The organism is Micromonospora sp. M42, assembly GCF_000568915.1.
In the GTDB taxonomy this organism is placed as follows: Bacteria; Actinomycetota; Actinomycetes; order Mycobacteriales; family Micromonosporaceae; genus Micromonospora; species Micromonospora chalcea.
The window spans coordinates 3,839,806-3,863,335 of the sequence record NZ_KK037233.1 but is presented as its reverse complement, the minus strand read 5'-3'; the positions used below and the strand labels follow the sequence as shown (position 1 = coordinate 3,863,335).

General features: G+C 72.3%; 24 protein-coding genes. 16 read left to right on the top strand and 8 right to left on the bottom strand.

Going from position 1 to position 23,530, the window contains the following annotated elements; translation table 11 throughout:
• Window positions 1-33 precede the first annotated feature (33 nt).
• From MCBG_RS17635 to MCBG_RS17620, 4 genes are all read right to left on the bottom strand, one after another.
• Window positions 34-1,020: an aldo/keto reductase gene (locus MCBG_RS17635; RefSeq protein WP_043327155.1), complete on the bottom strand. Its 987-nt coding sequence runs from the start codon at window positions 1,018-1,020 to the stop codon at window positions 34-36.
• A 64-nt stretch (window positions 1,021-1,084) separates the two neighbouring features.
• Entirely contained in the window at window positions 1,085-2,164 is a 1,080-nt protein-coding gene (gene sepH, locus MCBG_RS17630) for a septation protein SepH (RefSeq protein ID WP_043327153.1), read from the bottom strand.
• A gap of 191 nt (window positions 2,165-2,355) precedes the next feature.
• Window positions 2,356-3,483, bottom strand: a complete 1,128-nt coding sequence (serC, locus tag MCBG_RS17625; RefSeq protein ID WP_043327151.1) for a phosphoserine transaminase — start codon at window positions 3,481-3,483, stop codon at window positions 2,356-2,358.
• A gap of 251 nt (window positions 3,484-3,734) precedes the next feature.
• Window positions 3,735-4,841 carry a citrate synthase 2 gene (locus tag MCBG_RS17620; protein ID WP_043327149.1) on the bottom strand — a complete coding sequence of 369 codons (1,107 nt, stop codon included), beginning with the start codon at window positions 4,839-4,841 and terminating at the stop codon, window positions 3,735-3,737.
• Between the two features lie 273 nt (window positions 4,842-5,114).
• On the opposite strand from MCBG_RS17620, the gene pdxH reads away from it, so the two are divergent.
• From pdxH to MCBG_RS17585, 7 genes are all read left to right on the top strand, one after another.
• On the top strand, window positions 5,115-5,744 hold the full coding sequence (pdxH, locus tag MCBG_RS17615) for a pyridoxamine 5'-phosphate oxidase (protein WP_051611271.1): 630 nt from the start codon (window positions 5,115-5,117) through the stop codon (window positions 5,742-5,744).
• Window positions 5,741-7,033 carry an MFS transporter gene (locus MCBG_RS17610; RefSeq protein ID WP_043327145.1) on the top strand — a complete coding sequence of 431 codons (1,293 nt, stop codon included), beginning with the start codon at window positions 5,741-5,743 and terminating at the stop codon, window positions 7,031-7,033. Before pdxH ends, MCBG_RS17610 begins: the two co-directional genes overlap by 4 nt.
• Window positions 7,034-7,049: 16 nt before the next feature.
• Window positions 7,050-7,976, top strand: coding sequence for an aldose 1-epimerase family protein (locus MCBG_RS17605; RefSeq protein ID WP_043327144.1), 927 nt, complete (start codon window positions 7,050-7,052; stop codon window positions 7,974-7,976).
• Between the two features lie 2 nt (window positions 7,977-7,978).
• Window positions 7,979-8,581: a nitroreductase family protein gene (locus MCBG_RS17600; protein ID WP_043327142.1), complete on the top strand. Its 603-nt coding sequence runs from the start codon at window positions 7,979-7,981 to the stop codon at window positions 8,579-8,581.
• 54 nt (window positions 8,582-8,635) lie between these two features.
• Complete coding sequence (locus MCBG_RS17595; protein ID WP_013283726.1) at window positions 8,636-8,941, top strand: type II toxin-antitoxin system VapB family antitoxin; 306 nt, start codon at window positions 8,636-8,638, stop codon at window positions 8,939-8,941.
• Between the two features lie 31 nt (window positions 8,942-8,972).
• Complete coding sequence (locus MCBG_RS17590) at window positions 8,973-10,133, top strand: acyl-CoA dehydrogenase family protein (RefSeq protein WP_043327140.1); 1,161 nt, start codon at window positions 8,973-8,975, stop codon at window positions 10,131-10,133.
• 99 nt (window positions 10,134-10,232) lie between these two features.
• Window positions 10,233-11,021 (top strand): DUF4230 domain-containing protein, encoded by a 789-nt coding sequence (locus tag MCBG_RS17585; protein ID WP_043327138.1) that lies wholly within the window; start codon window positions 10,233-10,235, stop codon window positions 11,019-11,021.
• Window positions 11,022-11,107: 86 nt separating this feature from the next.
• On the opposite strand, the gene MCBG_RS17580 is transcribed toward MCBG_RS17585, so the two are convergent.
• On the bottom strand, window positions 11,108-11,311 hold the full coding sequence (locus MCBG_RS17580; RefSeq protein WP_043327136.1) for a PspC domain-containing protein: 204 nt from the start codon (window positions 11,309-11,311) through the stop codon (window positions 11,108-11,110).
• A 965-nt stretch (window positions 11,312-12,276) separates the two neighbouring features.
• On the opposite strand from MCBG_RS17580, the gene MCBG_RS17575 reads away from it, so the two are divergent.
• The 6 genes from MCBG_RS17575 (at window position 12,277) to MCBG_RS17550 (ending at window position 21,002) form a co-directional block, all read left to right on the top strand.
• Entirely contained in the window at window positions 12,277-13,647 is a 1,371-nt protein-coding gene (locus tag MCBG_RS17575; protein WP_043327133.1) for an L-serine ammonia-lyase, read from the top strand.
• Between the two features lie 66 nt (window positions 13,648-13,713).
• A complete protein-coding gene (locus MCBG_RS17570; protein WP_043327131.1) occupies window positions 13,714-14,541 on the top strand; it encodes an ABC transporter permease in 828 nt (275 codons plus the stop codon).
• The gene (locus MCBG_RS17565; protein WP_030503547.1) at window positions 14,542-15,285 is read left to right on the top strand and encodes an ABC transporter ATP-binding protein; all 744 of its coding nucleotides are present in this window, start codon (window positions 14,542-14,544) and stop codon (window positions 15,283-15,285) included.
• Window positions 15,286-15,368: 83 nt separating this feature from the next.
• Entirely contained in the window at window positions 15,369-17,330 is a 1,962-nt protein-coding gene (locus MCBG_RS17560) for a DUF5941 domain-containing protein (protein WP_051611550.1), read from the top strand.
• 16 nt (window positions 17,331-17,346) lie between these two features.
• Window positions 17,347-19,530 (top strand): bifunctional glycosyltransferase/CDP-glycerol:glycerophosphate glycerophosphotransferase, encoded by a 2,184-nt coding sequence (locus MCBG_RS17555; protein WP_043327127.1) that lies wholly within the window; start codon window positions 17,347-17,349, stop codon window positions 19,528-19,530.
• Window positions 19,531-19,688: 158 nt separating this feature from the next.
• On the top strand, window positions 19,689-21,002 hold the full coding sequence (locus tag MCBG_RS17550; RefSeq protein ID WP_043330711.1) for an ABC transporter ATP-binding protein: 1,314 nt from the start codon (window positions 19,689-19,691) through the stop codon (window positions 21,000-21,002).
• A 47-nt stretch (window positions 21,003-21,049) separates the two neighbouring features.
• On the opposite strand, the gene MCBG_RS17545 is transcribed toward MCBG_RS17550, so the two are convergent.
• Window positions 21,050-21,397 carry a hypothetical protein gene (locus MCBG_RS17545; RefSeq protein ID WP_043327125.1) on the bottom strand — a complete coding sequence of 116 codons (348 nt, stop codon included), beginning with the start codon at window positions 21,395-21,397 and terminating at the stop codon, window positions 21,050-21,052.
• On the bottom strand, window positions 21,394-21,639 hold the full coding sequence (locus MCBG_RS17540) for a hypothetical protein (protein WP_043327123.1): 246 nt from the start codon (window positions 21,637-21,639) through the stop codon (window positions 21,394-21,396). Before MCBG_RS17540 ends, MCBG_RS17545 begins: the two co-directional genes overlap by 4 nt.
• Before the next feature lie 157 nt (window positions 21,640-21,796).
• Here MCBG_RS17540 and MCBG_RS17535 point away from each other — a divergent pair, with 157 nt between their 5' ends.
• The 3 genes from MCBG_RS17535 to MCBG_RS17525 all read left to right on the top strand — a co-directional run bounded on the left by MCBG_RS17535 (window position 21,797) and on the right by MCBG_RS17525 (window position 23,121).
• Window positions 21,797-22,597, top strand: coding sequence for a helix-turn-helix domain-containing protein (locus MCBG_RS17535; protein WP_043330710.1), 801 nt, complete (start codon window positions 21,797-21,799; stop codon window positions 22,595-22,597).
• On the top strand, window positions 22,588-22,776 hold the full coding sequence (locus tag MCBG_RS17530) for a DUF397 domain-containing protein (protein WP_043327121.1): 189 nt from the start codon (window positions 22,588-22,590) through the stop codon (window positions 22,774-22,776). Before MCBG_RS17535 ends, MCBG_RS17530 begins: the two co-directional genes overlap by 10 nt.
• A 156-nt stretch (window positions 22,777-22,932) precedes the next feature.
• On the top strand, window positions 22,933-23,121 hold the full coding sequence (locus MCBG_RS17525) for a DUF397 domain-containing protein (RefSeq protein WP_043327119.1): 189 nt from the start codon (window positions 22,933-22,935) through the stop codon (window positions 23,119-23,121).
• Between the two features lie 16 nt (window positions 23,122-23,137).
• Here MCBG_RS17525 and MCBG_RS33075 read toward each other — a convergent pair whose 3' ends face one another.
• Window positions 23,138-23,521: a YybH family protein gene (locus tag MCBG_RS33075; protein WP_043327117.1), complete on the bottom strand. Its 384-nt coding sequence runs from the start codon at window positions 23,519-23,521 to the stop codon at window positions 23,138-23,140.
• Window positions 23,522-23,530: the final 9 nt, after the last annotated feature.

Here is a 23,530-nt window from a genome sequence, read left to right as displayed (position 1 = left end):
TCTACCTGAGGCGTTAAGAAGGGGCCCTTCCTTTCACCAGGCCCAGGCTTCGGGGCCGGGGCCGCCGTTGCCTACGGGCGGGAACAGCTCGTCCAGGCGGGTCAGCGTGGGCTCGTCCAGGTGGACGTCGAGCGCGCCGAGGTTGCGGTCGAGCTGGTCCATCGTGCGCGGGCCGACGATCGGGGCGGTCACGCCCGGACGGGACAGCAGCCACGCCAGCGCCACATCCGCCGGGTCGTGGCCCAGGTCGGCGCAGAGCTTCTCGTACGCCTCGATCGTGCTGCGGTGCTCGGCCAGCGCGTCGGCCGAGCGGCCCGTGGTGCCGCGCGCCGCGCTGCCCTCGGCCATCTTGCGGATGATGCCGGAGAGCAGCCCGCCGTGCAGTGGCGACCACGGGATGATGCCCAGCCCGTAGTGCTGGGCGGCCGGCACGACCTCCAGCTCGACGTACCGTGTCAGCAGGTTGTAGATGCACTGCTCGGAGACGAGGCCGAGGAAGTTGCGCTTTCCGGCTGCGGCCTGCGCCTGCGCGATGTGCCAGCCGGCGAAGTTGGACGAGCCGACGTAGAGCACCTTGCCCTGCGCGACGAGCGTCTCCATCGCCTGCCAGATCTCCTCCCACGGCGTGGTCCGGGAGATGTGGTGCATCTGGTAGAGGTCGATCGTGTCGGTCTGGAGGCGGCGCAGCGAGTCCTCGCAGGCCCGGATGATGTGCCGGGCGCTCAGGCCCTGCTCGTTGGGCCACTCGCCCATCTTGCCGTACACCTTGGTGGCGAGGACGACCTTGTCGCGGCGCCCGCCGCCCTGCGCGAACCAGCGGCCGACGATGTGCTCGGTGACGCCCTCACCGAGCTTCCAGCCGTAGACGTTCGCGGTGTCGAAGAAGTTGATCCCGTGTTCGAGCGCCCGGTCCATGATGGCGAAGCTGTCCGGCTCGTCGGTCTGCGGACCGAAGTTCATCGTGCCGAGGCAGAGTCGGCTCACGGACAGGCCGGTGCGTCCCAGGTTCGTGTACTCCATGACTCCACCCTGGCACGCCGGCACCTGGAGTGCCCTCTCAACGAGCCAGGGTGGAGCTTGCGGATCAGGAGGATTCGCGGGCCGCCGGGCCGGTGCCGAAGAGCACGTCGTCCCAGCTCGGCAGCCGCTTGCGTGGCTTGCCACCGGCCTCGGTGGACTCGCCGCCCGCGCCGCCGGTCGCCGCCGCGGCACCGGTGCGCCGCGGCCGCAGCACTGCCAGCGAGGGTACGGCCGGGATCTCCTTCGGCGCGTCCGAGTCGTCGTCGAAGGCCGAGCCCTGCCCACCCCCGAGCAGCGCGGCGGCACCACCGGCGACGGCCCGCTGGCGGGGCGCCTCCTGCGCGGCCGGGGACCGGGTGTCGAGACCGCGCCCGGACGTGCCGCCGAGCGGCCGGTCCAGCGAGGCGAGCAGCGCGTCCCGGCCGGCGCGGATCGGGTCACGCCCCGGACGGGCGTGCTCGGAGGCGGCCGGCAGGCCGTGCCCGCCCCGGCTCGGCTCGCCACGCGACGGACCGGGCAGCGCGTGACCGCCCCGCTCCGGCGCCGGCTCCTGGCCGAGGATCGGCGTGGGCCGCTCGGCGCAGAGGTATTGCGCCATGTCGTCGTGCGGGGCGACGTTCTGCCGGGTCTTGTCCAGGTCCCACACCGCCTGCGCGGTGGCCTTGCCGGACGGCCAGGTCGCGATGATCCGCCAGGTGCCGTCGTCGCGGCGGTAGGCGTCCCACGAGATCTTCTCGGTGTCGATGCCGTGCTGGGCCAGCCGGCCGTTGACGACCTCGGCCAGCGGGGTCGGCTTCTCCGCGCCCTTCAGCCGGGTGCGGCGGGCGTGCTGGGCGAGCATGGCCCGCTCCTGGAGCACCGGGCCGGCGTAGCGCAGCACCCGGTCGACCGGCACGCCGGCGATGCGGGCGACGTCCTCGGCGGACTCACCGGAGCGGATGCGGGCCTGGATGTCCCGTGGGGACAGCGACGGCGTCGGGTCGGTGGCGCTCGGCACCACAGCGAGCGGCGGGGCGCCCGGCTCGGCGTGCAGCGCCGACGCGATCCGCTCGTCGATGGGCAGCGCCAGCAGGCGCCCCACCTCGTCGGCGAGCACCAGGGCCTGGCCGTCCTCGGAGAGGGCGACGAAGCGTACTGGGCGCATGGGCTTGCCTCCGTCCCGCTTCGCTGGCCGTCACGCCACGGGAGCCGGCCACCCGGGCGTCTCGCACCACCGTACGCTCATCTACCCGCCGATGGGGACTGCGACACCCCGGCATGTCGTGACTGAGCTGCGGTAATGATCACGGTGGGTGGCCGCCGGAGCCCTGACGGCCACGCACCGTGACGGCGTGATCAGAGTCGCTCGACCACGTAGTCGATGGACGCGGTGAGCGCCTCGACGTCGGCCGGCTCGACGGCCGGGAACAGCGCCACCCGCAGCTGGTTGCGGCCCAGCTTGCGGTACGGCTCGGTGTCGACGATGCCGTTGGCGCGCAGCACCTTGGCGATCGCCGTGGCGTCCACCCCGTCGGCGAAGTCGACGGTGGCGACCACGTTGGACCGCAGCGCAGGGTCCGCCACGAACGGGGTGGCGAACGACGAGCGCTCGGCCCAGCCGTACACGATGCCGGCGCTCTCGGCGGTGCGCTTGGCCGCCCAGGCCAGCCCGCCCTGGGAGTTCATCCAGTCGGTCTGCTCAGCGGCCAGGAAGATGGTCGCCAGTGCCGGGGTGTTGTACGTCTGCTCCAGCCGCGAGTTGTCGATCGCGGTGACCAGGTCGAGGAAGGCCGGGATGTAGCGGCCCGACTCCTTGATCTCGGTGGCCCGGGCCAGCGCGGCCGGCGACATCAGGGCCAGCCAGAGGCCACCGTCGGAGCCGAAGCACTTCTGCGGGGCGAAGTAGTAGACGTCGGTCTGGGCGACGTCCACGTCCAGCCCGCCCGCGCCGGAGGTGGCGTCGACCAGCAGCAGCGAGCCCTCGTCGGCGCCCGCCACCCGGCTGATCGGCACCGCGACACCGGTGGAGGTCTCGTTGTGCGGGGTGGCGTAGACGTCCACGCCGGCCTCGGCGACCAGCGTCGGGGCGCTGCCCGCGTCGGACTTGCGCACCGTCGGCTCGCCCAGGAACGGCGCATCCTTCACCGACTTGGCGAACTTGGCGCCGAACTCGCCGAAGCTGGCGAACTGGGCCCGGTCCCGGATCAGGCCGAACGTGGCGACCTCCCAGAACGCGGTGGTGCCGCCGTTGCCGAGCACCACCTCGTACCCCTCGGGGAGGGAGTAGAACTCGGCCAGGCCGCGGCGCAGCCGGGCGACCTGGTCGCGGACCGTCTTCTGCCGGTGCGACGTGCCCAGGTAGCTGGTGGCGACGTCGGCGAGGGCGGAGACCGCGGCCGGACGGACCTTGGACGGGCCGCAGCCGAATCGTCCGTCGGCGGGCCTGATCTCGTCGGGAATCCGGATGGTCGGTGCGTCAGCCACGGTCTTGAAGATCCTTCCGCATGGGCGAGAGGTGAGCTGGCAGGGCGCGGACGAGGTGCTGCCGCGTGGCGGCGGGCGTCCGAGCCCGTTCCGGCGACACTGCCACGGCAATCCTCGCACCTGCTCCGGGCCGTCCGGCGGCCAGTCCCACGCCGGTCGGTGAGGCGTCCGCCACACGGGCCGCGAGCCGGTCCCGGACGTGCCGGAGCCCCGCTCCACCGGCGGGTGGAAGCGGGGCCCCGGGCGAGACGTCAGACGCCGTGCGGGATGGCGTCCCAGCCCTCGACCTCCTGCGGCTTGCGCGAGCCGTGGCCGACGTACGTCGCCGACGGGCGCACCAGCCGCTGGAGCTTCTTCTGCTCCAGGATGTGCGCCGACCAGCCGCCCATCCGCGCGCAGGTGAACATCGAGGTGAACATGTGCGCCGGCACCTCGGCGAAGTCCAGCACCACCGCCGACCAGAACTCGACGTTCGTGGCGAGGACGCGGTCCGGGCGGCGGGCCTGCAGCTCGGCCAGCGCGGCCTTCTCCAGCGCCTCGGCGACCTCGAAGCGCGGCGCGCCCAGCTCCTTGGCGGTGCGCCGCAGCACGCGGGCGCGGGGGTCCTCGGCCCGGTAGACCCGGTGGCCGAAGCCCATCAGCCGCTCGCCCCGGTCGAGCACGCCCTTGACGTACCCGTCGGCGTCGCCGCTGCGCTCGACCGCCTCCAGCATGCTGAGCACCCGGGACGGGGCGCCGCCGTGCAGCGGGCCGGAGAGCGCGCCGATGCCGGAGGAGATGCAGGCCGCGGCGTCCGCGCCGGTGGAGGCGACGATCCGGGCGGTGAAGGTGGAGGCGTTCAGGCCGTGCTCGGCGGCCGAGATGAAGTACGCGTCGACGGCCTTGACGTGCCGCGGGTCGGGCTCACCCCGCCAGCGCTTCATGAACCGCTCGACGATGGTCTCCGCCTTGTCGATCTCCTTCTGCGGCACGGCCGGCAGGCCCAGGCCGCGCGCCGACTGGGCGACGAAGGACAGCGCGGTGACCGACACCCGGGCCAGGTCCTCGCGGGCCTGCTCGTCGGAGATGTCGAGAAGCTGGCTGAGCCCCCAGTACGGCGCCAGCATGGCGACCGCGGACTGCACGTCGACGCGGATGTCACCGGAGTGCACCGGCACCGGGAACGGCTCGGCCGGCGGCAGGCCGGGGCCGAACCGGCCGTCCACCAGCAGCGCCCAGACGTTGCCGAACGAGACCTGGCCGATCAGGTCCTCGATGTCCACGCCCCGGTAGCGCAGTGAACCCCCCGCGCGGTCGGGTTCGGCGATCTCGGTCTCGAAGGCTACGACGCCCTCCAGGCCCGGTTTGAAATCGGACATGTCGTCTCCTGGCTTCGGCTCGGCGCGCCCGGGCGGGCTGATCGAGCCCCGCAGCTCAGGCGACCCTTCAGGGATGTGGTTCGGAACATCTTGCCCGGTGGGTAACCGGCTGCGCGACCCACAGCCACTGTGCGCCACACGACATCCCCGCCGCTGGCCGTCGGTGAGAGAGGGAGAAGACTGGGTACCGGGGCCTGGCCAGCGTCGGGGGACGCCGGCACGCCCGGGAGAGGGACGAGCACAGTGACAGGCGACACACCCGCACCGGCCGGTATGCGTAACGAGTACGCCGCCGACCTGGGCCTGACCGAGGCGGACCTGGCGCCGGACTGGCACACCCAGTTCGCCCGCTGGTTCGCCGACGCGGTGGCACATCCGCTGCCCGAGCCGAACGCGATGGTGCTCGGCACCGCCGACGCCCGGGGCCGGCCCAGCGGGCGCACCGTGCTGCTCAAGGGGTACGACCCGGAGGGCTTCGTCTTCTACACCAACCACGGCTCGCGCAAGGGTGCCGAGGTGACCGGGAACCCGTGGGCCAGCCTGGTGTTCCCCTGGTTCCCGATGCAGCGGCAGGTGACGGTGACCGGCCGGGTCGAGCCGGTGGACCGGGCCGAGACCGAGGCGTACTTCGCCAGCCGGCCGCGCGGCTCGCAGCTCGGGGCGTGGGCCAGCGCCCAGTCGACGGTGGTGCCGGACCGCGCCGCGCTCGACGAGGCGTACCGGGCGGCGGCGGAACGGTTCGCCGACGTGGACCCGATCCCCGCGCCGCCGCACTGGGGCGGGTTCCGGGTCCGGCCCGAGACGGTCGAGTTCTGGCAGGGCCGGGCCAGCCGGCTGCACGACCGGCTGCGCTTCCGGCGTACCGGGAACGGGGTTTTCGTCGTCGAGCGGCTCGCGCCGTGACCGACGTCACGCAGGCCCGGCGGCGGGGTGCGCGCCGCTGGGCGATCGACCTGCGCCCGCTGCGCGTGCCCGCGTACCGGCGGGTCTGGACCGGCAACGCGATCGCGATGTTCGGCTTCCAGTTCACCGCCGTGGCGGTGCCGGTGGAGATGTTCGACCTGACCGGCGGCTCGCTCTGGGTCGGCCTGCTGGGCATCGCCGGTTTCGTGCCGCTGCTGCTGTTCGGGTTGTGGGGCGGCGCGATCGCCGATGCCCGGGACCGCCGCCGGGTGCTGCTCGTCGGCGGTTGCGTGCTCTGGGCGTCGACGCTGGGGCTGCTGGTGCAGTCGCTGGCCGGCGTGCGCAGCCCGCTGCTGCTCCTGCTGCTCGTCGCCCTCCAGTCGACCGCCTTCGCGATCACCTCACCGGCCCGCAGCGCGATCCTGCCCCGGCTCGTGCCGGCCGAGCTGGTCCCGGCGGCAACCACGCTGAACTTCACCACGTTCACCGCCGCCGCCGTCTTCGGCCCGCTCGCCGCCGGCCTGATCTTCGCCGGGTGGGAGGTCGGGACGGCGCTGCCCATCGCGTACGCGGCGGACGCGCTGCTGTACACGGCGGCGCTCTGGGCCACGCTGCGGCTGCCCGCGATGCCGCCCGCGCCGGACCCGGACGGCGGCGTCCGCAAGGCCGGGCTGGCCAGCATCGTCGACGGTTTCCGCTACCTGGCCACCACGCGGGTGCTGCTGCTGTCCTTCGCCATCGACCTGATCGCGATGATCCTGGCCATGCCGCGGGCGCTCTTCCCCGAGCTGGCGCAGGAACGCTTCGGCGGCGCCTCGGCGGTGGGCTGGCTCTACAGCTCGATCGCCATCGGCGCGATGCTGGGCGGCCTGACCTCCGGGTGGATCGGCCGGGTACGCCGGCAGGGCCTCGCGCTCACCGTGGCGGTGGTCGGCTGGGGCGTGGCGATCGCGCTCGCCGGGCTGGCCGGGCAGTTGTGGGTGGCGGTGGTGCTGCTGGGCGTCGCCGGCGCCGCCGACCTGGTCAGCGCCACGCTGCGCCAGTCGATGCTGCTGGTCTACGCGCCGGACCGGATGCGGGGCCGCCTCCAGGGCGTGAACACCGTCGTGGTGGCCGGTGGCCCGCGTCTGGGCGATCTGCGGGCCGGCGCGACGGCCGCCGGGTTCGGCACCGGCGTCGCCATGGTCGGTGGTGGCCTGGCCGCCGCCGTACTCGCGGTGTTGCTGGTGGTGGCGTTCCCGGCGCTGCTGCGCTATCGCTCGACCACCCCCGCCGAGGAGCGCCACTGACGGTAGGGTCGCCGACATGGGGATCGACGTGCAGCCACCGTCCGGTACACAGTGGACCATTTCCGCCGACGGCCACGAGGCCGTCGTGGTCGAGGTGGGCGGCGGGCTGCGGGCCTACCGGCACGACGGCGTGGACTACCTCGACGGGTACGCCGAGGACGAGGTCTGCCCCGGCTCGGCCGGTCAGGTGCTCGCGCCCTGGCCGAACCGGATCCGGGACGGCGTCTACTCGTTCGGGGAGCGGTCGTTCCAGCTCGACCTCACCGAGCCGGAGCGGCACAACGCGCTGCACGGCCTGGTGAACTGGGCGCGGTGGCAACTGATCGAGCAGTCGGCCCAGAGCGTGACGATCGGCTACGACCTGCCGCCCAGCCCCGGCTACCCGTGGGCGCTGCGGCTGCGGGCCCGGTGGAGCGTCGGCCCGGACGGGCTGCGGGCCGAGCACGAGGCGACGAACCTGTCCGGCGAGCCGGCGCCGTTCGGCTTCTCCGTGCACCCCTACCTGCAACTGCCGAAGGCCGGCGTGGACGGGATTCGGCTGCACCTGCCGGCCCGGCGGCGGGTGCTGGTGGACGGCCGCCTGCTTCCGGTCGGTGCGACCGAGGTGACCGGCTCCGAGTTCGACTTCACCAGCCCGCGCCCGATCGGCGACCTGGTCCTCGACACCGCCTTCGGTGACGTCGAGCGGGACGCCGACGGCGGCTCGGCGGTGACGCTCGGCTCGCCGGACGGCTCGTCCGGGCTGCGGATCTGGGCGGACCGCGAGTTCGGCTGGTGGCAGGTGTTCACCGGCGACACGCTCGGCGGGGAACGGCACCGCCGGTCGGTGGCGGTCGAGCCGATGACCTGCCCGCCGGATGCGTTCCGCTCCGGCAGGGACGTCATCACGCTGGAGCCGGGGCAGACCTGGCGGGGCGCCTGGGGCGTCCGGCCGGAGGTCTGAGCGTGGAGTTCGCCGAGGTAGTCCGCCGCCGCCGGATGGTGCGCAACTACGACCCCGACCGCCCGGTGCCGCCGGAGGTGGTGGACCGCCTGCTGGACCACGCGGTCCGCGCGCCGTCGGCCGGGTTCGCCCAGGGCTGGGGCTTCCTGGTGCTGGAGGAACCCGAGGACCGGGAACGGTTCTGGGCGGCGACCACGCCCGGTGGCGGCGGCCGGGAACGCTGGCTGGCCGGGATGCGCCGGGCGCCGCTGATCGTGGTGCCGCACGCCAACCGTGACGCCTACCTGGACCGCTACGCCGAGCCGGACAAGGGCTGGGCGGACCGCGCCGAGGACCGCTGGCCGGTGCCCTACTGGTACGTGGACACCGGCTTCGCGGCGCTGCTGATGCTGCTCACCGCCGTGGACGAAGGGCTGGGCGCCTGCTTCTTCGGCATTCCGCCGCAGCGGATCGAGGCGTACCGGGAGGCGTTCGGGGTACCGCCGGAACTCAGCCCCGTCGGAGCCATCACAGTGGGTTATCGGGCCGTTGACCATCGGTCACCATCGCTGCGTAGAGGGCGGCGTCCGGTGCAGGATGTGGTGCGGCGGGGACGGTGGACCTGAGCGGTTAGGCTGACATCCACATCGTCAGCCGGGCCTGGGGGAGGAGAGCACGCCGTGATCTTCAGGGCGGTCCGGGACGGGCGTCCCTACCCGGAGCACAACCTCACGCTGAAGCAGTGGGCCGAGATCCCGCCGCGCCCGCTGCGGCTGGACCAGCTCATCACCACCAAGCGCGAACTGGCGCTGGACAAGCTGCTCGCGGAGGACTCCACCTTCTACGGCGACCTCTTCCCGCACGTGGTCCAGTGGAACGGCGGCCTCTACCTGGAGGACGGCCTGCACCGGGCGCTGCGCGCGGCGCTGCAGCAGCGCAACCAGATCCACGCGCGCGTGCTGGTCCTCGGCGACCAGGGCGAGTGACGCCCGGCTGAGCCTTGGTTAAGGTGACGCCATGACTCCTCTGGACCTGCTCGACATCGATGCGTCGCTCAGCGAGGAGGAGCGGCAGATCCGCGCCGTCGTGCGCCAGCTCGTGACCGACCGGGTACGCCCGCACGTCGCCGGCTGGTACGAGGACGGCCAGGTGCCGGCCCGTGAGCTGGCCCGCGAGTTCGGCAAGCTCGGCCTGCTCGGCATGCACCTGACCGGGTACGGCTGCGCCGGCGCGTCCGCGGTCGCGTACGGGCTGGCCTGCCTGGAACTGGAGGCCGGCGACTCCGGGGTCCGCTCGCTGGTGTCGGTGCAGGGATCGCTGGCCATGTACGCCATCTGGCGCTTCGGCAGCGAGGAGCAGAAGCAGCGCTGGCTGCCCGCCATGGCGGCCGGCGAGGCGATCGGCTGTTTCGGGCTCACCGAGCCCGACCACGGCTCCGACCCCGGCTCGATGGCCACCCGGGCCCGCCGCGACGGCGACGACTGGATCCTCAACGGCAGCAAACTGTGGATCACCAACGCGCCGATCGCCGACGTGGGCGTGATCTGGGCGCGCACCGACGAAGGCGTGCGCGGCTTCGCCGTACCCATGGACACGCCGGGGGTGACGGCGCGCGAGATCCGGCACAAGATGTCGCTGCGCGCGTCACTGACCGGCGAGATCGCGCTCGACGACGTCCGGCTGCCGGCCGACGCGCGACTGCCCGAGGCGATCGGGCTGAAGGCGCCGCTGGGGTGCCTGACCGAGGCCCGGCACGGCATCGTCTGGGGCGCGCTCGGCGCGGCCCGCGACTGCCTGGAAACCGCATTGGAGTACGCGACCACGCGCACCCAGTTCGGCCGCCCGCTCGCCGGTTTCCAGCTCACCCAGGCCAAGCTCGCCGACATGGCGGTGGAGTGGAACAAGGGGATGCTGCTCGCGCTGCACCTGGGCCGTCTCGCCGACGCCGGCTCGCTGCGGCCCCATCAGGTGAGCGTGGGCAAGTTGAACAACGTCCGGGAGGCGCTCGCCATCGCGCGGCAGTGCCGCACGATCCTCGGCGCGAACGGCGTCTCCGGCGAGTACCCGGTGATGCGGCACGCCAACAACCTGGAGAGCGTGCTCACCTACGAGGGCACCTCCGAGATCCACCAGCTCGTCATCGGCCAGCGGCTGACGGGCCTGTCCGCGTTCGCCTGACCTGCGGTTTCACCCGATCGGGACGCTCGACGCGCGACTGTCGCACGGTGGCCGTACCGTCTTTGTCAGTCGATGTGTCGGACGAGGACGGTGAGGGCGATGGCCCGCGACGGTGACATCAACGAGCCCACCCGGGAGTTCCCGGACTACCCCACCAGCGAGTCCCTTCGCGACCGGGCGGAAGGCTCGCCCGACCCGGGCCGCGATCCCGATCGCGAGCCCGGTCCGGGCGCCCCGGCGTCGGGCGGCGGCGCGGCTCGTGGCCTGCTCTGGGTGCTCGGCGCGGCGGCGCTGGCGGTGGTGGTGCTGCTCGGCGTGCAGGCCACCGGTCTGCTGCCCGACTTCCGCAACCCGTTCGCCAAGGAGCAGACCGACCGCAGCCAGCCGCCGCTGCTCAAGTCGATCCGCGACCTGAGCCGCTACGTCGCCGCCGAGGGCAACTTCCAGGTCGTGGTCGACGTGCAGAACGACCGGCGCAACGTGCCCGACTTCCTGCTCAACGAGCGCACGCTGTTCGTCGGGGCGGGGCGCGTCGAGGCGTACGTCGACTTCGCGAAGATCGCCGACGGCGCGGTGACGGTCTCCGAGGACGGCAAGTCCGCCGAGATCAAGCTGCCCGCGCCGCAGCTCGGCGAGACCGACCTGGACATGGACAAGAGCTACGTCTTCGCCCAGCAGCGGGGCCTGATCAACCGGCTCAACGACCTGGTGGCCGGCGACCCCAACCGGCAGCAGCAGATCTACAAGCTCGCCGAGGACCGGATCACCGCGGCGGCCCGCGACAGTGGGCTCGCCGCCCGCGCCGAGGAGAACACCCGCAAGATGCTGGAAGGGCTGCTGCGCTCGCTCGGCTACGAGAAGGTGACTGTCACCTACACCGCGCCCTGATCTTCGTGCGCTGACGCCGCGCGCCCGCCCCGATGGTCCGGGGCGGGCGTGTCGCGTGTGTGCCGGTGTCCCGGCTTCGTGTCGCGTCAGCGGGTGGCGAGGTAGCGGTCCTCGTTCGGCATCAGAACCCACAGGATCAGGTAGATGATCACCTGCGTGCCGGGCAGCAGCAGCGACAGCAGGAACAGCAGCCGGACCAGGCCGGCCGACATGCCGAACCGCTGCCCCAGGCCGGCGCAGACACCGGCGATCATGCGCCCCTGGCGGGGCCGGACCAGTTTGCGACTCATCGTCGTCTCCCACTTCTGCGGCGATCCGCCGCGCTGATTCCACGGTAGAGAGGGGTGCGCGCCGCGCCCTCGGCCCCGAGGATGATCGGCGACCCGGGCACCCGTAGGTGCATACCCCGGACCGTCCCCACCGACTCACCGCGGAGACTCCCGGGTCGCCGCCGCGGTTTCCGGTCCGAGGTGGTCCCGCAGTCACGGGTCGGGGAACTGCGGTTCCTGCTCAGCGCTTCCGCACTGCTGGCCACACCATCAGCCCTACCTCCCGCCCCCTCCCGCTCCCGCTCCCGTCTCCCGCCTTCCGTCTCCCGCCTTCCGCGATCTTGCACTTGAGGCCCTCGACGTGCCCTATTTGCTCTGGATTGACGGGGCGGGAAGTGCAAGATCGCGGCAGTTGACGGGGTGGCGTGCGGTGGGAGCCGCGCTCGGTCGCGTGTTGCGGCGAGTGGCGTTCCGTGGTGCGGGACTGGCGTTCCGTTGAGTGGGATTCGTGGAGATCTTGGAAGGAAAGGGTCCCTATGGGGGCCGTTTGGTTCCAAGATCTGCTGGGAGCTGGGAGCTGGGAGCTGGGAGCTGGGAGCTGGGAGCTGGGAGCTGGGAGCTGGGAGCTGGGAGCTGGGAGCTGGGAGCTGGGAGCTGGGAGCCGGGAGCCGGGAGCCGGGAGCCGGGAGCCGGCCTCCCGCCGCGCTGTGCGGCGATCTTGGAGTTGTGGCGGTTCACGAAGGTCGTAAATGCCGCCATCCGGGCGCCACAACTCCAAGATCGACGGGGGGAGTGGGGGCCGGAGGGGCAGCGCTCGCTTGCGGGCGGGCATGGGGCGGAGTGGGGGCGGGTATTCATGAGGGCGGGGTAGGCTCGCCGGTCGGGCGCCCCCACCCTGGGCGCCGGCCGTCCCGCCTGGCGGGGGCGGCAACCCCACGCACCGGCTCGGATCCGCACAACGGGGACGACGGCGAGGAAAGCAGCAAATGATCAGTGTTTTCGATCTTTTCAGTGTCGGTATCGGGCCGTCCAGCTCGCACACGGTCGGGCCGATGCGGGCGGCTCGTACGTTCGTGGCGGGCCTGAAGGCCGACGGGCAGCTCGCCGACGTGGCGCGCGTACGGGCGGAGCTGTTCGGTTCGCTCGGTGCGACCGGTCACGGGCATGGCAGTGACCGGGCGGTGCTGTTGGGGCTGGAGGGCGAGGTTCCGGAGACCGTCGACACCGACTCGGTGGGGCCGCGCGTCGAGCGGATCCGCACCCAGCGGCGGCTCGACCTGTTCGGCAGTCAGGGGATCGTCTTCGATCCGGACGCGGATCTGGTGTTGCATCGTCGGCGGTCGTTGCCGTATCACCCGAACGGGATGACGTTCGCGGCGTACGACGCGGCCGGGAACGAGGTGCGGACGCGCACGTACTACTCGGTGGGTGGCGGGTTCGTGGTGGACGAGGCGGCCGCCGGGGCGGACCGGATCAAGGCGGACAGCACCCGCGTGGAGCACCCGTTCCTCACCGGCGCGGAACTGCTCAAGGTCACCTCCGGGACCGGCCTGTCGATCAGTGAGGTGATGCTCGCCAACGAGCTGTCCTGGCGCAGCGAGGCGGACGTCCGGGCGGGGCTGCTGGAGATCTGGCGCGTGATGCGCGAGTGCGTGGAGAACGGCTGCACGCGTGACGGCGTACTCCCGGGTGGGTTGAAGGTCCGGCGGCGCGCGGCGGAGATGCGGCGCGGCCTGGAGGCGGAGACCGGTAGCGGGGATCCGTTGCGCGCGATGGACTGGGTGACGTTGTTCGCGTTGGCTGTCAACGAGGAGAACGCGGCGGGTGGGCGGGTGGTGACCGCGCCGACGAACGGGGCTGCCGGGATCATCCCGGCGGTGCTGCACTACTACACCCGGTTCGTGCCGGGCGCGTCCGAGGAGGGCGTGGTGCGGTTCCTGCTGGCGGCGGGCGCGATCGGTGTGTTGTTCAAGGAGAACGCGTCGATCTCGGGTGCGGAGGTGGGTTGTCAGGGTGAGGTGGGTTCGGCGTGTTCGATGGCGGCGGCCGGGCTGGCCGAGGCGTTGGGGGGTACGCCGGAGCAGGTGGAGAACGCCGCCGAGATCGGCATGGAGCACAACCTGGGGCTGACCTGCGATCCGGTGGGTGGCCTGGTGCAGATTCCGTGCATCGAGCGCAACGCGGTGGCGAGCATCAAGGCGATCACCGCGGCTCGGCTGGCGTTGCGCGGGGACGGGGTGCACCACGTGTCGTTGGACAAGGTCATCAAGACCATGCGGGAGACCGGCGCGGACATGAAGGTCAAGTACAAGGAGACCGCGCGGGGCGGGCTCGCCGTCAACGTGATCGAGTGCTGACCTCGTTGGGGTGATCCCGGCCCGCACCCGGCCCGGGAGCGCTACTGACAAAGCGACCATCATGCGGTGACGTCAGGCGTCGCGGCGCTCTGGTCCGCCCGCACCTCGCTGCGCATCCTGGTCCGGCGGGATCTCGCGGTGAAGTACCAGCAGTCGGTGCTGGGCTACTTCTGGTCGCTGATCGAACCGCTCGGCATGGGCTTGATCTACTGGTTCGTCTTCGGCGTGCTCTACTCCGGCGCGACCCGGCGGCACCTGGGTGAGGCGGCCGGGTCGTACCCGCTGTTCCTGATCACCGGGATCTTCGCCTGGATGTGGGCGAGTTCGGCGCTGACCGAGGCCGCGAACGCGCTCACCGGGCAGGCCCGGCTGATCACCACGATGAACCTGCCCCGGCCGATCTTCCCGATCGGGCGGGTCACCGGCCGCTTCGCCGAGTACCTGGCCGGGCTGCCGATCCTGGTCGCCGTCGCGGCGATCTACGCGAGCCAGGGGAAGATCCGCCCCGGCTGGAGCCTGCTCGCGCTGCCGCTGGCGGTGGCGGTGCAGTTCGTGCTGCTGGTGGGCCTGGCGCTGCTGCTGTCGGCGGGCAACGTGCTGATGCGCGACATCGAGCGCACCATGCGGCTGATCATCCGGCTGCTGTTCTACGCGACGCCGATCATCTATCCGCTCGACCTGGTCCGGGAGTCGGGCATGCCGGGCTGGCTCAAGATCGGGTACGAGCTGAACCCGCTGGTCGGGATCTTCCAGCTGCACCACGCGGTCTGGTACCCGGACGAGTTCCCGGACGCCCGGCTGCTCGCGATCACTGTGTGCGGCAGCGTGTTGGTGCTGGCGCTCGGCTGGTGGACGTTCCACCGCCTCGAACCGGCAGTGCTGAAGGAACTCTGAATGGCCCCGATCATCGAGGCGGACGGGCTCGGCATCCGGTTCGTCCGCAACCGGCGCCGTCAGCTGCGGCTGCGGGAGCTGATCGTGCACCGGGGCGCCCGCGACCCGGACGCGGGCCGGTTCTGGCCGCTGCGTGACCTGTCGTTCCGGATCGAACCGGGCGAGACGGTGGGCGTGGTGGGGCGCAACGGCACCGGCAAGAGCACGCTGCTGCGGCTGATCGCCGGTGTGCTCATCCCGGACGAGGGTTCGATCCGGGTGCACGGCCGGGTGGCGCCGCTGCTCGAACTGTCCGCCGGGTTCTCCGGGGACCTGACCGGCCGGGAGAACCTGTACCTGGTGGGCGGGCTGCACGGACTGTCGTCGGCGTACCTGCGGGAACATTTCGACGAGATCGTCTCGTTCGCCGGTGAGCAGGTGGAACGCGCCATCGACACGTCGGTGCGGCACTACTCGTCGGGGATGAAGGTGCGGCTGGGCTTCGCGGTGATCGCGCACCTGCCGCACCCGGTGCTGCTTGTGGACGAGGTGACAGCGGTCGGGGACGCGGAGTTCCGCGCGAAGTGCTATGCGACCATCGAGCGACTTCTCGCGGAAGGGCGCACGCTGGTGCTGGTGTCACACAACGACAAGGACCTCACCCGGTTCTGCCGTCGGGGGCTCTACCTCGACGCCGGACGGCTGATCGTCGACGGGACGATCGACGAGGCGCTGGCCGCCTACGCCGACGCGGCGAAGCGGTGACGCTCGCGATCGTGCTCGCCGCCGACCCGGCGGCGGGCCACCTCACCGAGCCGCCGGGCCGTCCGGCCGAGCCGGGCCGCCCGATCGAGCCGACAGCGGGCCGGCCCGCCGGGGAACCGCTCACCGAACGCCTGGCCGCGCAGTGGCGCCGGGCCGGGGCGGACGACGTGCGTATCGCCGCCGACCTGACCGAGCTGGCCGACCTGGTTGCCGCCGCGACCGGCCCGGTGCTGGTGAGCGGCGCGGACCTGGTGGCGCACACCGCCGTACTCAAGCATCTCGCGACCAGCCCGGTGGGGCCGACGGTGGCGCTGGTGCTCACCGATCCGCCCGCTCCCGGGCAGGCCACCGTGCGCGAGGAGCGCGGCCAGGTGGTCGAGGTCGACGCCGCCGACGCGACCGGCGTGTTCGGCGGCGCGCTGCGGGTGGGCGCGGCCGACCTGCCGGCGGTCGCCGACGCCGCCCGCCGCGCCGCAGGCGCCGCGCCGGATGCGCCGGACGCGCGCCTGACCGACCCGGCGTCCGCGCCGGGCGTCGGCGCAGCGGACGGCGGGCCGCGGGACGCGGTGGACCGGCTCGTGGCCGACCTCGCCGCCCGCGGCACGCTGATCTTCGCCCAGCGGGTACGTCTGCTCGTGGCGCACCGGGTCGGCGACGAGGCGCAGCGGGCGGCGGCCGAGGCGGCGGTGGCCGCTGTCGACGAGGACCGGGCCGAGTTGAAGCTGTCGGTGAAGGAGCGGGACGACTTCTTCACCACGTTCTTCGTCAGCACCTGGTCGCCGTACGTCACGAAGGCGGCGGCACGCATCGGGATCGGCCCGACCGGGGTCACCATGGTCTCGGTGGCGTTCGCGGTGGCCGCGGCGGTGCTGTTCGGCGTCGGTGGACGGCCCGCGCTGGTGGCCGGCGCGGTCCTGCTCTACCTGGGGTTCGTGCTCGACTGCGTGGACGGGCAACTGGCCCGCTACACCCGGCACTTCAGCGCCTGGGGCGGCTGGCTGGACACGATGGCCGACCGGTTCAAGGAGTACGTGGTCTACGCCGGGCTCGGCTTCGGGGCCACGCATGCCGGGTTCCGGTACGGCTGGGCGCTGGCGCTGGCCGCGATGACGTTGCAGACCGTGCGGCACATGACCGACACCTGGTACGGGGCGTTGCACGACGAGGCGGCCCGGCGGCCCAAGGTGGTGACCGCCGACGCGGGCGGCATCGGCGGGAAGCTGAACGCCGCGTCGACGCGGGTGCAGGCGGACACCGGCTCGGTGTCGTACTGGCTGAAGCGCACTGTGGTGTTCCCGATCGGGGAGCGGTGGGCGCTGATCGCGATCGCCGCCGCGCTGTTCGGGCCGCTGGTGGCGCTGGTCGCGGTGCTGGTCTGGGGGACGCTGGCGTTCGCGTACACCGGGGGGTTGCGGACCTTGCGGGCGCGGTGGATGCGGGTGCCGGTGATGGCCACTGTGGACGCGGGTCTGCACCGTGACGACGGCGTGCTGGCGCGGACGCTGCCGACCGCGCGGCGGCCGCTGCTGCTGGCGGTGCTGGGCGCGCTCGGCTCGGCGGGGACGCTGGTGTGGGCGCTGCTCGCGGTGCACGGTGGCGGCGACCTGCCGGTCTTCGTGCCGGTGCTCGCGCTGGTGCTGCTGCTGGGCGCCGCGCAGGGCTCGCGGGCGCCGCACGAGGGGTCGCTGGACTGGCTGGTGCCTGCTGCGTTGCGGGCCGCCGAGTATCTGTTCGCCATCGCGGTCGGGGTGGCGGGCCGGGCACCGGCCTGGCTGATCTTCGGGTACGTGCTGGTGCTGACGCTGCACCACTACGACCTGACCGCCCGGCTGGAGAAGCGGCAGTCGGCTCCGCCGCTGCACGCCGCCACGCTGGGCTGGCCGGGGCGTTCCCTGCTGCTGGCAATCGGGCTGATCGCCGGATATGCGAGTATCGCTCTGGCTACACTCGGTGCGTACCTTCTCGTGGTTTTTGTCGCGAGCGTGGTCCTCGCCTGGGTGGTCCTGCCGGCCCGCGCCCGTGGGGGTGTGCGCTCGCCGGGCTGACGGAGGGCGGGCCGGGGTGACCTTGATCAGCTTCGTCGTGCCGGCCTTCAAGGTGCAGGGCTACCTGCGGGAATGTCTCGACTCGATCCTCGACCAGCCGTTCGCCGACATCGAGGTGATCGGCGTCGACGACGCCTCCCCCGACGACAGCGGCGAGATCCTGGCCGAGTACGCGCTGCGCGACCCCCGGGTCCGCCCGGTGCGCCTCGCCGAGAACGTGGGGCTCGGTCCGGCCCGCAACATCGGGCTGGATCGGGCCGTCGGCGAGTACGTGTGGTTCGTCGACGGGGACGACTGGCTGGTGCCCGGCTGCCTGCCGCACGTCGCGGACCGGCTCCGCGACACCGCGCCGGACGTGCTGATCGTGGACCACGTCCGGGCGCACTGGAACAACATCGGCACCCGCAGCGCGATGCGCGAGGTGTTCCCGGTGCCGCCCGGCGCGACGACGTTCACGCTGCGGGACCGGCCGGAGACGCTGAAGCTGCTGCACACCGCGTGGAACCGGGTGGTACGGCGGGAGTTCCTGATCGAGCGCGGCCTGCGCTTCGAGCCGGGCTGGTACGAGGACGTCTCGTTCAGCTATCCGGCGCTGATGGCCGCCGGGCGGATCGGCGTACTCGACCGGATCTGCCTGAACTACCGGCAGCGCCGCACCGGCGCGATCACGAAGACCCGGGGGGACCGGCACTTCGAGGTCTTCGCCCAGTGGCACCGGGTGTTCGGGCTGATGGACCGCTGGCGGGTGACGGGGCTGCGACCGGCGGTCTTCGAGCGGATGATCTGGCACTACCTGACGGTGCTCGGCAACGGCGACCGGATCGCCCCCGAGCTGCGCGCGCCGTTCTTCGCCCAGATGCACGCCGACTACGTGCGGTTCCTGCCGCCCGAGGGCTACCCGGTCCCGCCCGGCCCGGAAGGGCTCAAGCACCGGCTGGTGGCGGCCGGCCGATGGCGGACGTTCAGCGCGTTGCGCGAGGCGCACCAGGCGACGGAGACGGCCCGGCGGACCGCGCGGCGGGCCCGGCGACGGGTCACGCCGGTGGTGCGGCGTACCGCCCGGCGGGCCCGTGACCTGGCGCTGGGCGAGTACTACCGGGCCGAGCTGCACCGGCCGGTCGACCCGACGCTCGCCGTGTACGCGGCCTACTGGTACCGGGGCTACTCGTGCAACCCGGCGGCGATCTACGAGGCGGCCCGCCGGCTCGCGCCGCAGGTGCGCGGCGTGTGGATCGTCCGCCGCGACCGGGTGGCCGCGCTGCCGCCCGGTGTCGAGTACGTGGTGGCCGGCACCAGCGAGTACCACCGCGTGCTGGCGCGTGCCCGCTGGCTGGTCAACAACGTCAACTTCCCGGACTTCGTCCGCAAGCGGCCGGGCTCGGTGCACGTGCAGACCCACCACGGCACGCCGGTCAAGGTGATGGGGCTGGACCAGCAGCGCTACCCGGTGGGCGCGATGGGGATGGACTTCGCCGGGCTGCTGCGCCGGGTCGACCGCTGGGACTACAGCATCACCTCGAACAGCTTCTCCACGCAGATGTGGGAGCGGGCGTACCCGGCGGACTACACCACGCTCGAGGTCGGCTACCCGCGCAACGACCGGCTGGCGCTGGCCACCGCCGAGGACCGAGGCCAGGTCCGCGCCGCGCTGGGCATCGCACCCGACGAGTACGTGGTGCTCTACGCGCCGACGCACCGCGAGCACCTGCCCGGGTGGCGGCCACCGTTCGACCCGGACCGGATGCTCGACGTGCTCGGGCCCCGGGGCCGGCTGCTGATGCGCAGCCACTACTTCCACGACCGGGAGCGGCATCCCCGGGGACCGGCGGCGGACGGCGTGCTGGACGTGAGCGCGTACGACCGGGTGGAGGACCTCTACCTGGCGGCGGACGTACTGATCACCGACTATTCCTCGGCGATGTTCGACTACGCGGTGCTGGACCGGCCGATAGTGGTCTACGCGCCGGACTGGGACGCCTACCGGGTGGCCCGGGGCGTCTACTTCGACCTGCTGGCCGAGCCGCCGGGCACCGTCGCGCTGGACTTCCCCGGGCTGCTCGACGTGTTCCGGTCCGGCGCGGTCGACGACGAGGCGGCCGAGCGGGCCCGGGCGGCGTTCCGGTCGCGGTTCTGCGCGCTGGACGACGGGCACGCCGCCGAGCGCGTGGTACGCCGCGTGTTCCTCGGCGAAACGCCGTAAAAGTGGTTACCGGCAGGTCACTTAACTGCGGAGCCCGGCGAATACCGCTTAATAGGACTGTCACGAGCCGAACATGGCACGTTTACCCGATGTGCGAATCAGATGATCCTGGTCACAGTCATTCCCGGGTTTGGGGAGAGAAAACTGGGGAGGTGGCGGTGGCGACCGTCGCGCTCAAGGATGTCACCAAGGTGTTCCCGGATGGAACAGTCGCGGTCGACACCATCAATCTGGACGTCAACGACGGCGAGTTCATGGTGCTGCTCGGCCCGTCGGGCTGCGGGAAGTCGACGGTGCTGCGCATGGTCGCCGGGCTGGAGGACCCGTCCTCCGGCGCGATCCTGCTCGGCGGTGAGCTGGCCAACGACCTGCCGCCACGCGACCGGAAGATCGCCATGGTCTTCCAGGACTTCGCGCTCTATCCGCACATGACTGTGGGCGACAACATCGGCTTCCCGCTGCGGCTCTCCGGCATCGAGCCCGGCCCGCGCGGCGAGCGGATCCAGGACGTGGCGAGCGCGCTCGGCATCGGCGACGTACTCGCGCGCAAGCCCAGCCAGCTCTCCGGCGGCCAGCGGCAGCGGGTCGCCATGGGGCGGGCGATAGTGCGCCGGCCCGGCCTGTTCCTCATGGACGAGCCGCTGTCGAACCTGGACAGCGGGCTGCGCGCCGAACTGCGGGCGGAGATCTCCGGCCTCACCCGCGAACTCGGCGTCACCACCATCTACGTCACCCACGACCAGGCCGAGGCGCTGACCATGGCCGACCGCGTCGCGATCATGCGCAAGGGCGTGCTCCAGGACGTGGGCACCCCCACCCAGGTGTACGGGCGGCCGGCCACGCTCTACGTCGCCGCGTTCCTGGGCAGCCCCCGGATGAACCTGCTGGAGGCGTCGGTCTACGTGCACCTCGACCGGTACGTCGCGCTGAACCTCGGCGAGCAGTCGCTCTACCTGCCCTGGGACGACATCCGCAGCCGGGCGGTGGCGCACTACCACGGCGAGCGGATCGTGGTCGGCATGCGGGCCGAGGCGCTCACCCCGGTCGCCCCGGACACCGCCGGTGACGTGCTGCACGGGCGTATCCGCTACCTGGAGCACCACGGCCACGAGTCGCTCGCGTTCCTCGACATCGGCGCCACCGCGATCGTGGTCGACGAGATGGGCACCCAGGTGGAGCAGGCCGCACCGGGCCAGCGCGGCCTGCGCCGGTTCAACCAGGTGATGCAGCGGCTCACCGGCCGCGCGACGGAGGCGTCAGCCCCGGCGCCGGAGGCCGGCGGGGGTGGCGGCAACCGCACCAGCGTGCTGCCCGACCCGGGCCGCCACCACCGTCGTCCGGCGGAACTGGCGGTACGGCTCGCGCCGTACCCGCAGGTGTCGCCCGGGCACCCGCTCGCCGTGCAGGTGCGGATGGACGCGCTGCACTTCTTCGACGAGCGAGGCGACCGCATCGACGTCGGCTGGCGGTGAAAGGAAGGGCACCCTGTTAACGCCTCCGGTAGAGGAAGGGCCCCTTCTTAACAGCCGCCGCCCGGAGGGACGGGCGGGTGACGGCGGTACGGGCCCCAGCCGACAAAGCGGGCGAACATGTCGGCCGGGGCGGGCGCGTCGTTCGGGTTCAGCCGGTAGAGGTCGCGCGTCGCCTCGTACAGCAGCCCGCACAGGTAGATCGACAGCCCGATCCGGTTGTCCTCGTACTCGCTGCGCAGCAGCAGACGGGCCGTCGGGCACGGCCACGGCTGGCCGCAGGCCCGGCAGCACCACATCGGACGCAGCGGCGTGTGCGGGGTGGCGTGCAACGGGTACGGCCGGGGTCGATCCGGCTTGGGTCCGTCCGGCGGCTGCCCGAGCTGGTGGCTGATCACCGAGGCTCCTCGTGGCCGTCGCGCCGGTTGCCGGCGTCGCCGCCGCGCTGCTCCGGGACCGGCCAGCGACCGCCGTTCGCCCGCCACTGCTGGGCCGGGGTGAGGTTGCCGACCCGGCCGGGACCCATCGTCGGGAGTGGACGGGTGGGTTGCCGCATCCAGTCCGGCAGATTGTCGCCCCGTACCCGCTGGGGCAGTGTCGGTGCCGACGCACCCCGGCAGCGGAACCAGCGCAGTCGCACGGCGCAACTCCTCTCGGTAGCGGGAATCGGACGAATTCGATTCCACTGCGTGACAGTCTCGTCACCGCGCCGCTAGGGTCGGAAGGCGTTCCACCCCCACCTTCCCGGCCGTCCGACCGGCCGATTTCCGTGTGCAGCCGTGTGCAGAGGTGTGCAGATGATCCGTGTGCCGTTGTGGGAACTGTTCGCCGGTGAGCTACGTCGGTTACGTACCGATGCGGGGCTTACCCAGGAGGCGCTGGGCGAGCGGGTGAGCTATTCGGCGTCGCTGGTGGCGGCCGTCGAGCAGTGCCGCCGCGCGCCGCGCGCCGAGTTCACCGAGCGCTGCGACGAGGTGCTGAACGGCGGCGGCCTGCTGGTGCGGATCCGGGACGCGCTGATGCAGGAGGCGCTGATGCCGTGGTTCCGCGAGTGGGTGAGCATCGAGCAGGAAGCTGCCTCACTGCGTAGCTTTCAACCGCTGGTGGTCCCTGGTCTGTTGCAGACCGAGGAGTACGCCCGCGCGCTCTACGAAGGGGCCGCGCAGTTCGTCGGCGAGGCTGTCGAACAGCAGGTGGCCGCCCGGCTGGCCCGGCAGGCGGTGCTGGACGGCCCGACGCCGCCGCAGTTCGTGGTGGTGCTCGACCACTCGGTGCTGGCTCGACCGGTCGGCGGGCCGAAGGTGATGCGGGAGCAGTTGGAGCACCTGATCGAGATGGCACGGCGACCCCGGGTCCACCTGCACCTGGTGCCGGAGACGGCCGGGGCATATCCGGGGCTCAACGGTGCCTTCGTGCTCGCGACCCCGGCCGACGGTGACGACGTGGGCTACCTGGACAACCAGTTGCACGGCACAATCGTGGAGCGCACGGTGGACGTGAACTCACTTCGGCAGACGTGGGAGTCCATCCGCGCGGAGGCGATGCCGCACGGGGGGACCCTGGCGGCGATTTCGGAGGCGGCGAAGCGATGGAGTTGACCGGCGCGATCTGGCGCAAGAGCACCCGCAGCAGCGGTAACGGCGGCGACTGCGTGGAGGTGGCGGACAATCTGCCCGGCGTGGTGGGGGTGCGGGACAGCAAGGACCGGCAGGGGCCGGCGCTGACGTTCACGCCGTCGAGCTGGGCGGCGTTCGTCGCGTACGCCAAGCGCGCCTGACCCGTAGCGGTCAACCGGCAGCCGGGTCGCGAACGCTGGTCCGACGATCAGCGTTCGTGCTCGGCTCATCAATGAGTGGCAGAGCTGGACGTCGTGCCGTGCGGAGGCGATGCCGCACGGGGCGACTCTGGCGGCGATCTCGGAGGCGGCGAAGCGATGGAGTTGACCGGCGCGATCTGGCGCAAGAGCACCCGCAGCAGCGGCAATTCCGGCGATTGTGTCGAGGTGGCGGACAATCTGCCCGGCGTGGTGGGGGTGCGGGACAGCAAGGACCGGCAGGGGCCGGCGCTGACGTTCACGCCGTCGAGCTGGGCGGCGTTCGTCGCGTACGCGAAGCGGGGTTAGGCAGCGACCGCCGTCGTCACCCGGCGGCGGTGGTCCGCCGTTCCGGCGCGAACGGCCACTCCTCGAACGACTGGCAGCGGCCGTCCTCGGCGAACCGCATGATCCAGAGGTCGCGCCACTCCTGGTGGACCGGGTCGCCGTACCGGACCTGCACCCGGGCCACAGCGGTGTCGCCGTCGACCGCGACGACCTCCGAGGTCATCTGGAAGACCTCGTCGGGTCCGTCGCGTTCGCTGTCCCACATGCGGACGATGGCGGGCAGGCCGACCACCGGATCCCGGTACGGCCCCTGCTGGTAGGTCGCGTCGGGCGTGAACATCGTGCCGAGCGCCGCAGTGCCCGGTGTGCGCCACGCCTGCTCGTACGCCGCGATCCAGGCGGCCACCCGATTCCTGTCCATGGGCTGCCA

Excerpts from the sequence above, each read along its gene's own strand:
- MCBG_RS17620 (WP_043327149.1), bottom strand. The coding sequence starts at position 4,841 with ATGTCCGATTTCAAACCGGGCCTGGAGGGCGTCGTAGCCTTCGAGACC.
- MCBG_RS17535 (WP_043330710.1), top strand. The coding sequence starts at position 21,797 with ATGATCCGTGTGCCGTTGTGGGAACTGTTCGCCGGTGAGCTACGTCGG.
- MCBG_RS33075 (WP_043327117.1), bottom strand. The coding sequence starts at position 23,521 with ATGGACAGGAATCGGGTGGCCGCCTGGATCGCGGCGTACGAGCAGGCG.
- MCBG_RS17585 (WP_043327138.1), top strand. The coding sequence starts at position 10,233 with ATGGCCCGCGACGGTGACATCAACGAGCCCACCCGGGAGTTCCCGGAC.
- MCBG_RS17580 (WP_043327136.1), bottom strand. The coding sequence starts at position 11,311 with ATGAGTCGCAAACTGGTCCGGCCCCGCCAGGGGCGCATGATCGCCGGT.
- pdxH (WP_051611271.1), top strand. The coding sequence starts at position 5,115 with ATGCGTAACGAGTACGCCGCCGACCTGGGCCTGACCGAGGCGGACCTG.
- MCBG_RS17635 (WP_043327155.1), bottom strand. The coding sequence starts at position 1,020 with ATGGAGTACACGAACCTGGGACGCACCGGCCTGTCCGTGAGCCGACTC.
- MCBG_RS17525 (WP_043327119.1), top strand. The coding sequence starts at position 22,933 with ATGGAGTTGACCGGCGCGATCTGGCGCAAGAGCACCCGCAGCAGCGGC.
- MCBG_RS17565 (WP_030503547.1), top strand. The coding sequence starts at position 14,542 with ATGGCCCCGATCATCGAGGCGGACGGGCTCGGCATCCGGTTCGTCCGC.
- MCBG_RS17605 (WP_043327144.1), top strand. The coding sequence starts at position 7,050 with ATGGGGATCGACGTGCAGCCACCGTCCGGTACACAGTGGACCATTTCC.
- sepH (WP_043327153.1), bottom strand. The coding sequence starts at position 2,164 with ATGCGCCCAGTACGCTTCGTCGCCCTCTCCGAGGACGGCCAGGCCCTG.
- MCBG_RS17590 (WP_043327140.1), top strand. The coding sequence starts at position 8,973 with ATGACTCCTCTGGACCTGCTCGACATCGATGCGTCGCTCAGCGAGGAG.
- MCBG_RS17575 (WP_043327133.1), top strand. The coding sequence starts at position 12,277 with ATGATCAGTGTTTTCGATCTTTTCAGTGTCGGTATCGGGCCGTCCAGC.
- MCBG_RS17530 (WP_043327121.1), top strand. The coding sequence starts at position 22,588 with ATGGAGTTGACCGGCGCGATCTGGCGCAAGAGCACCCGCAGCAGCGGT.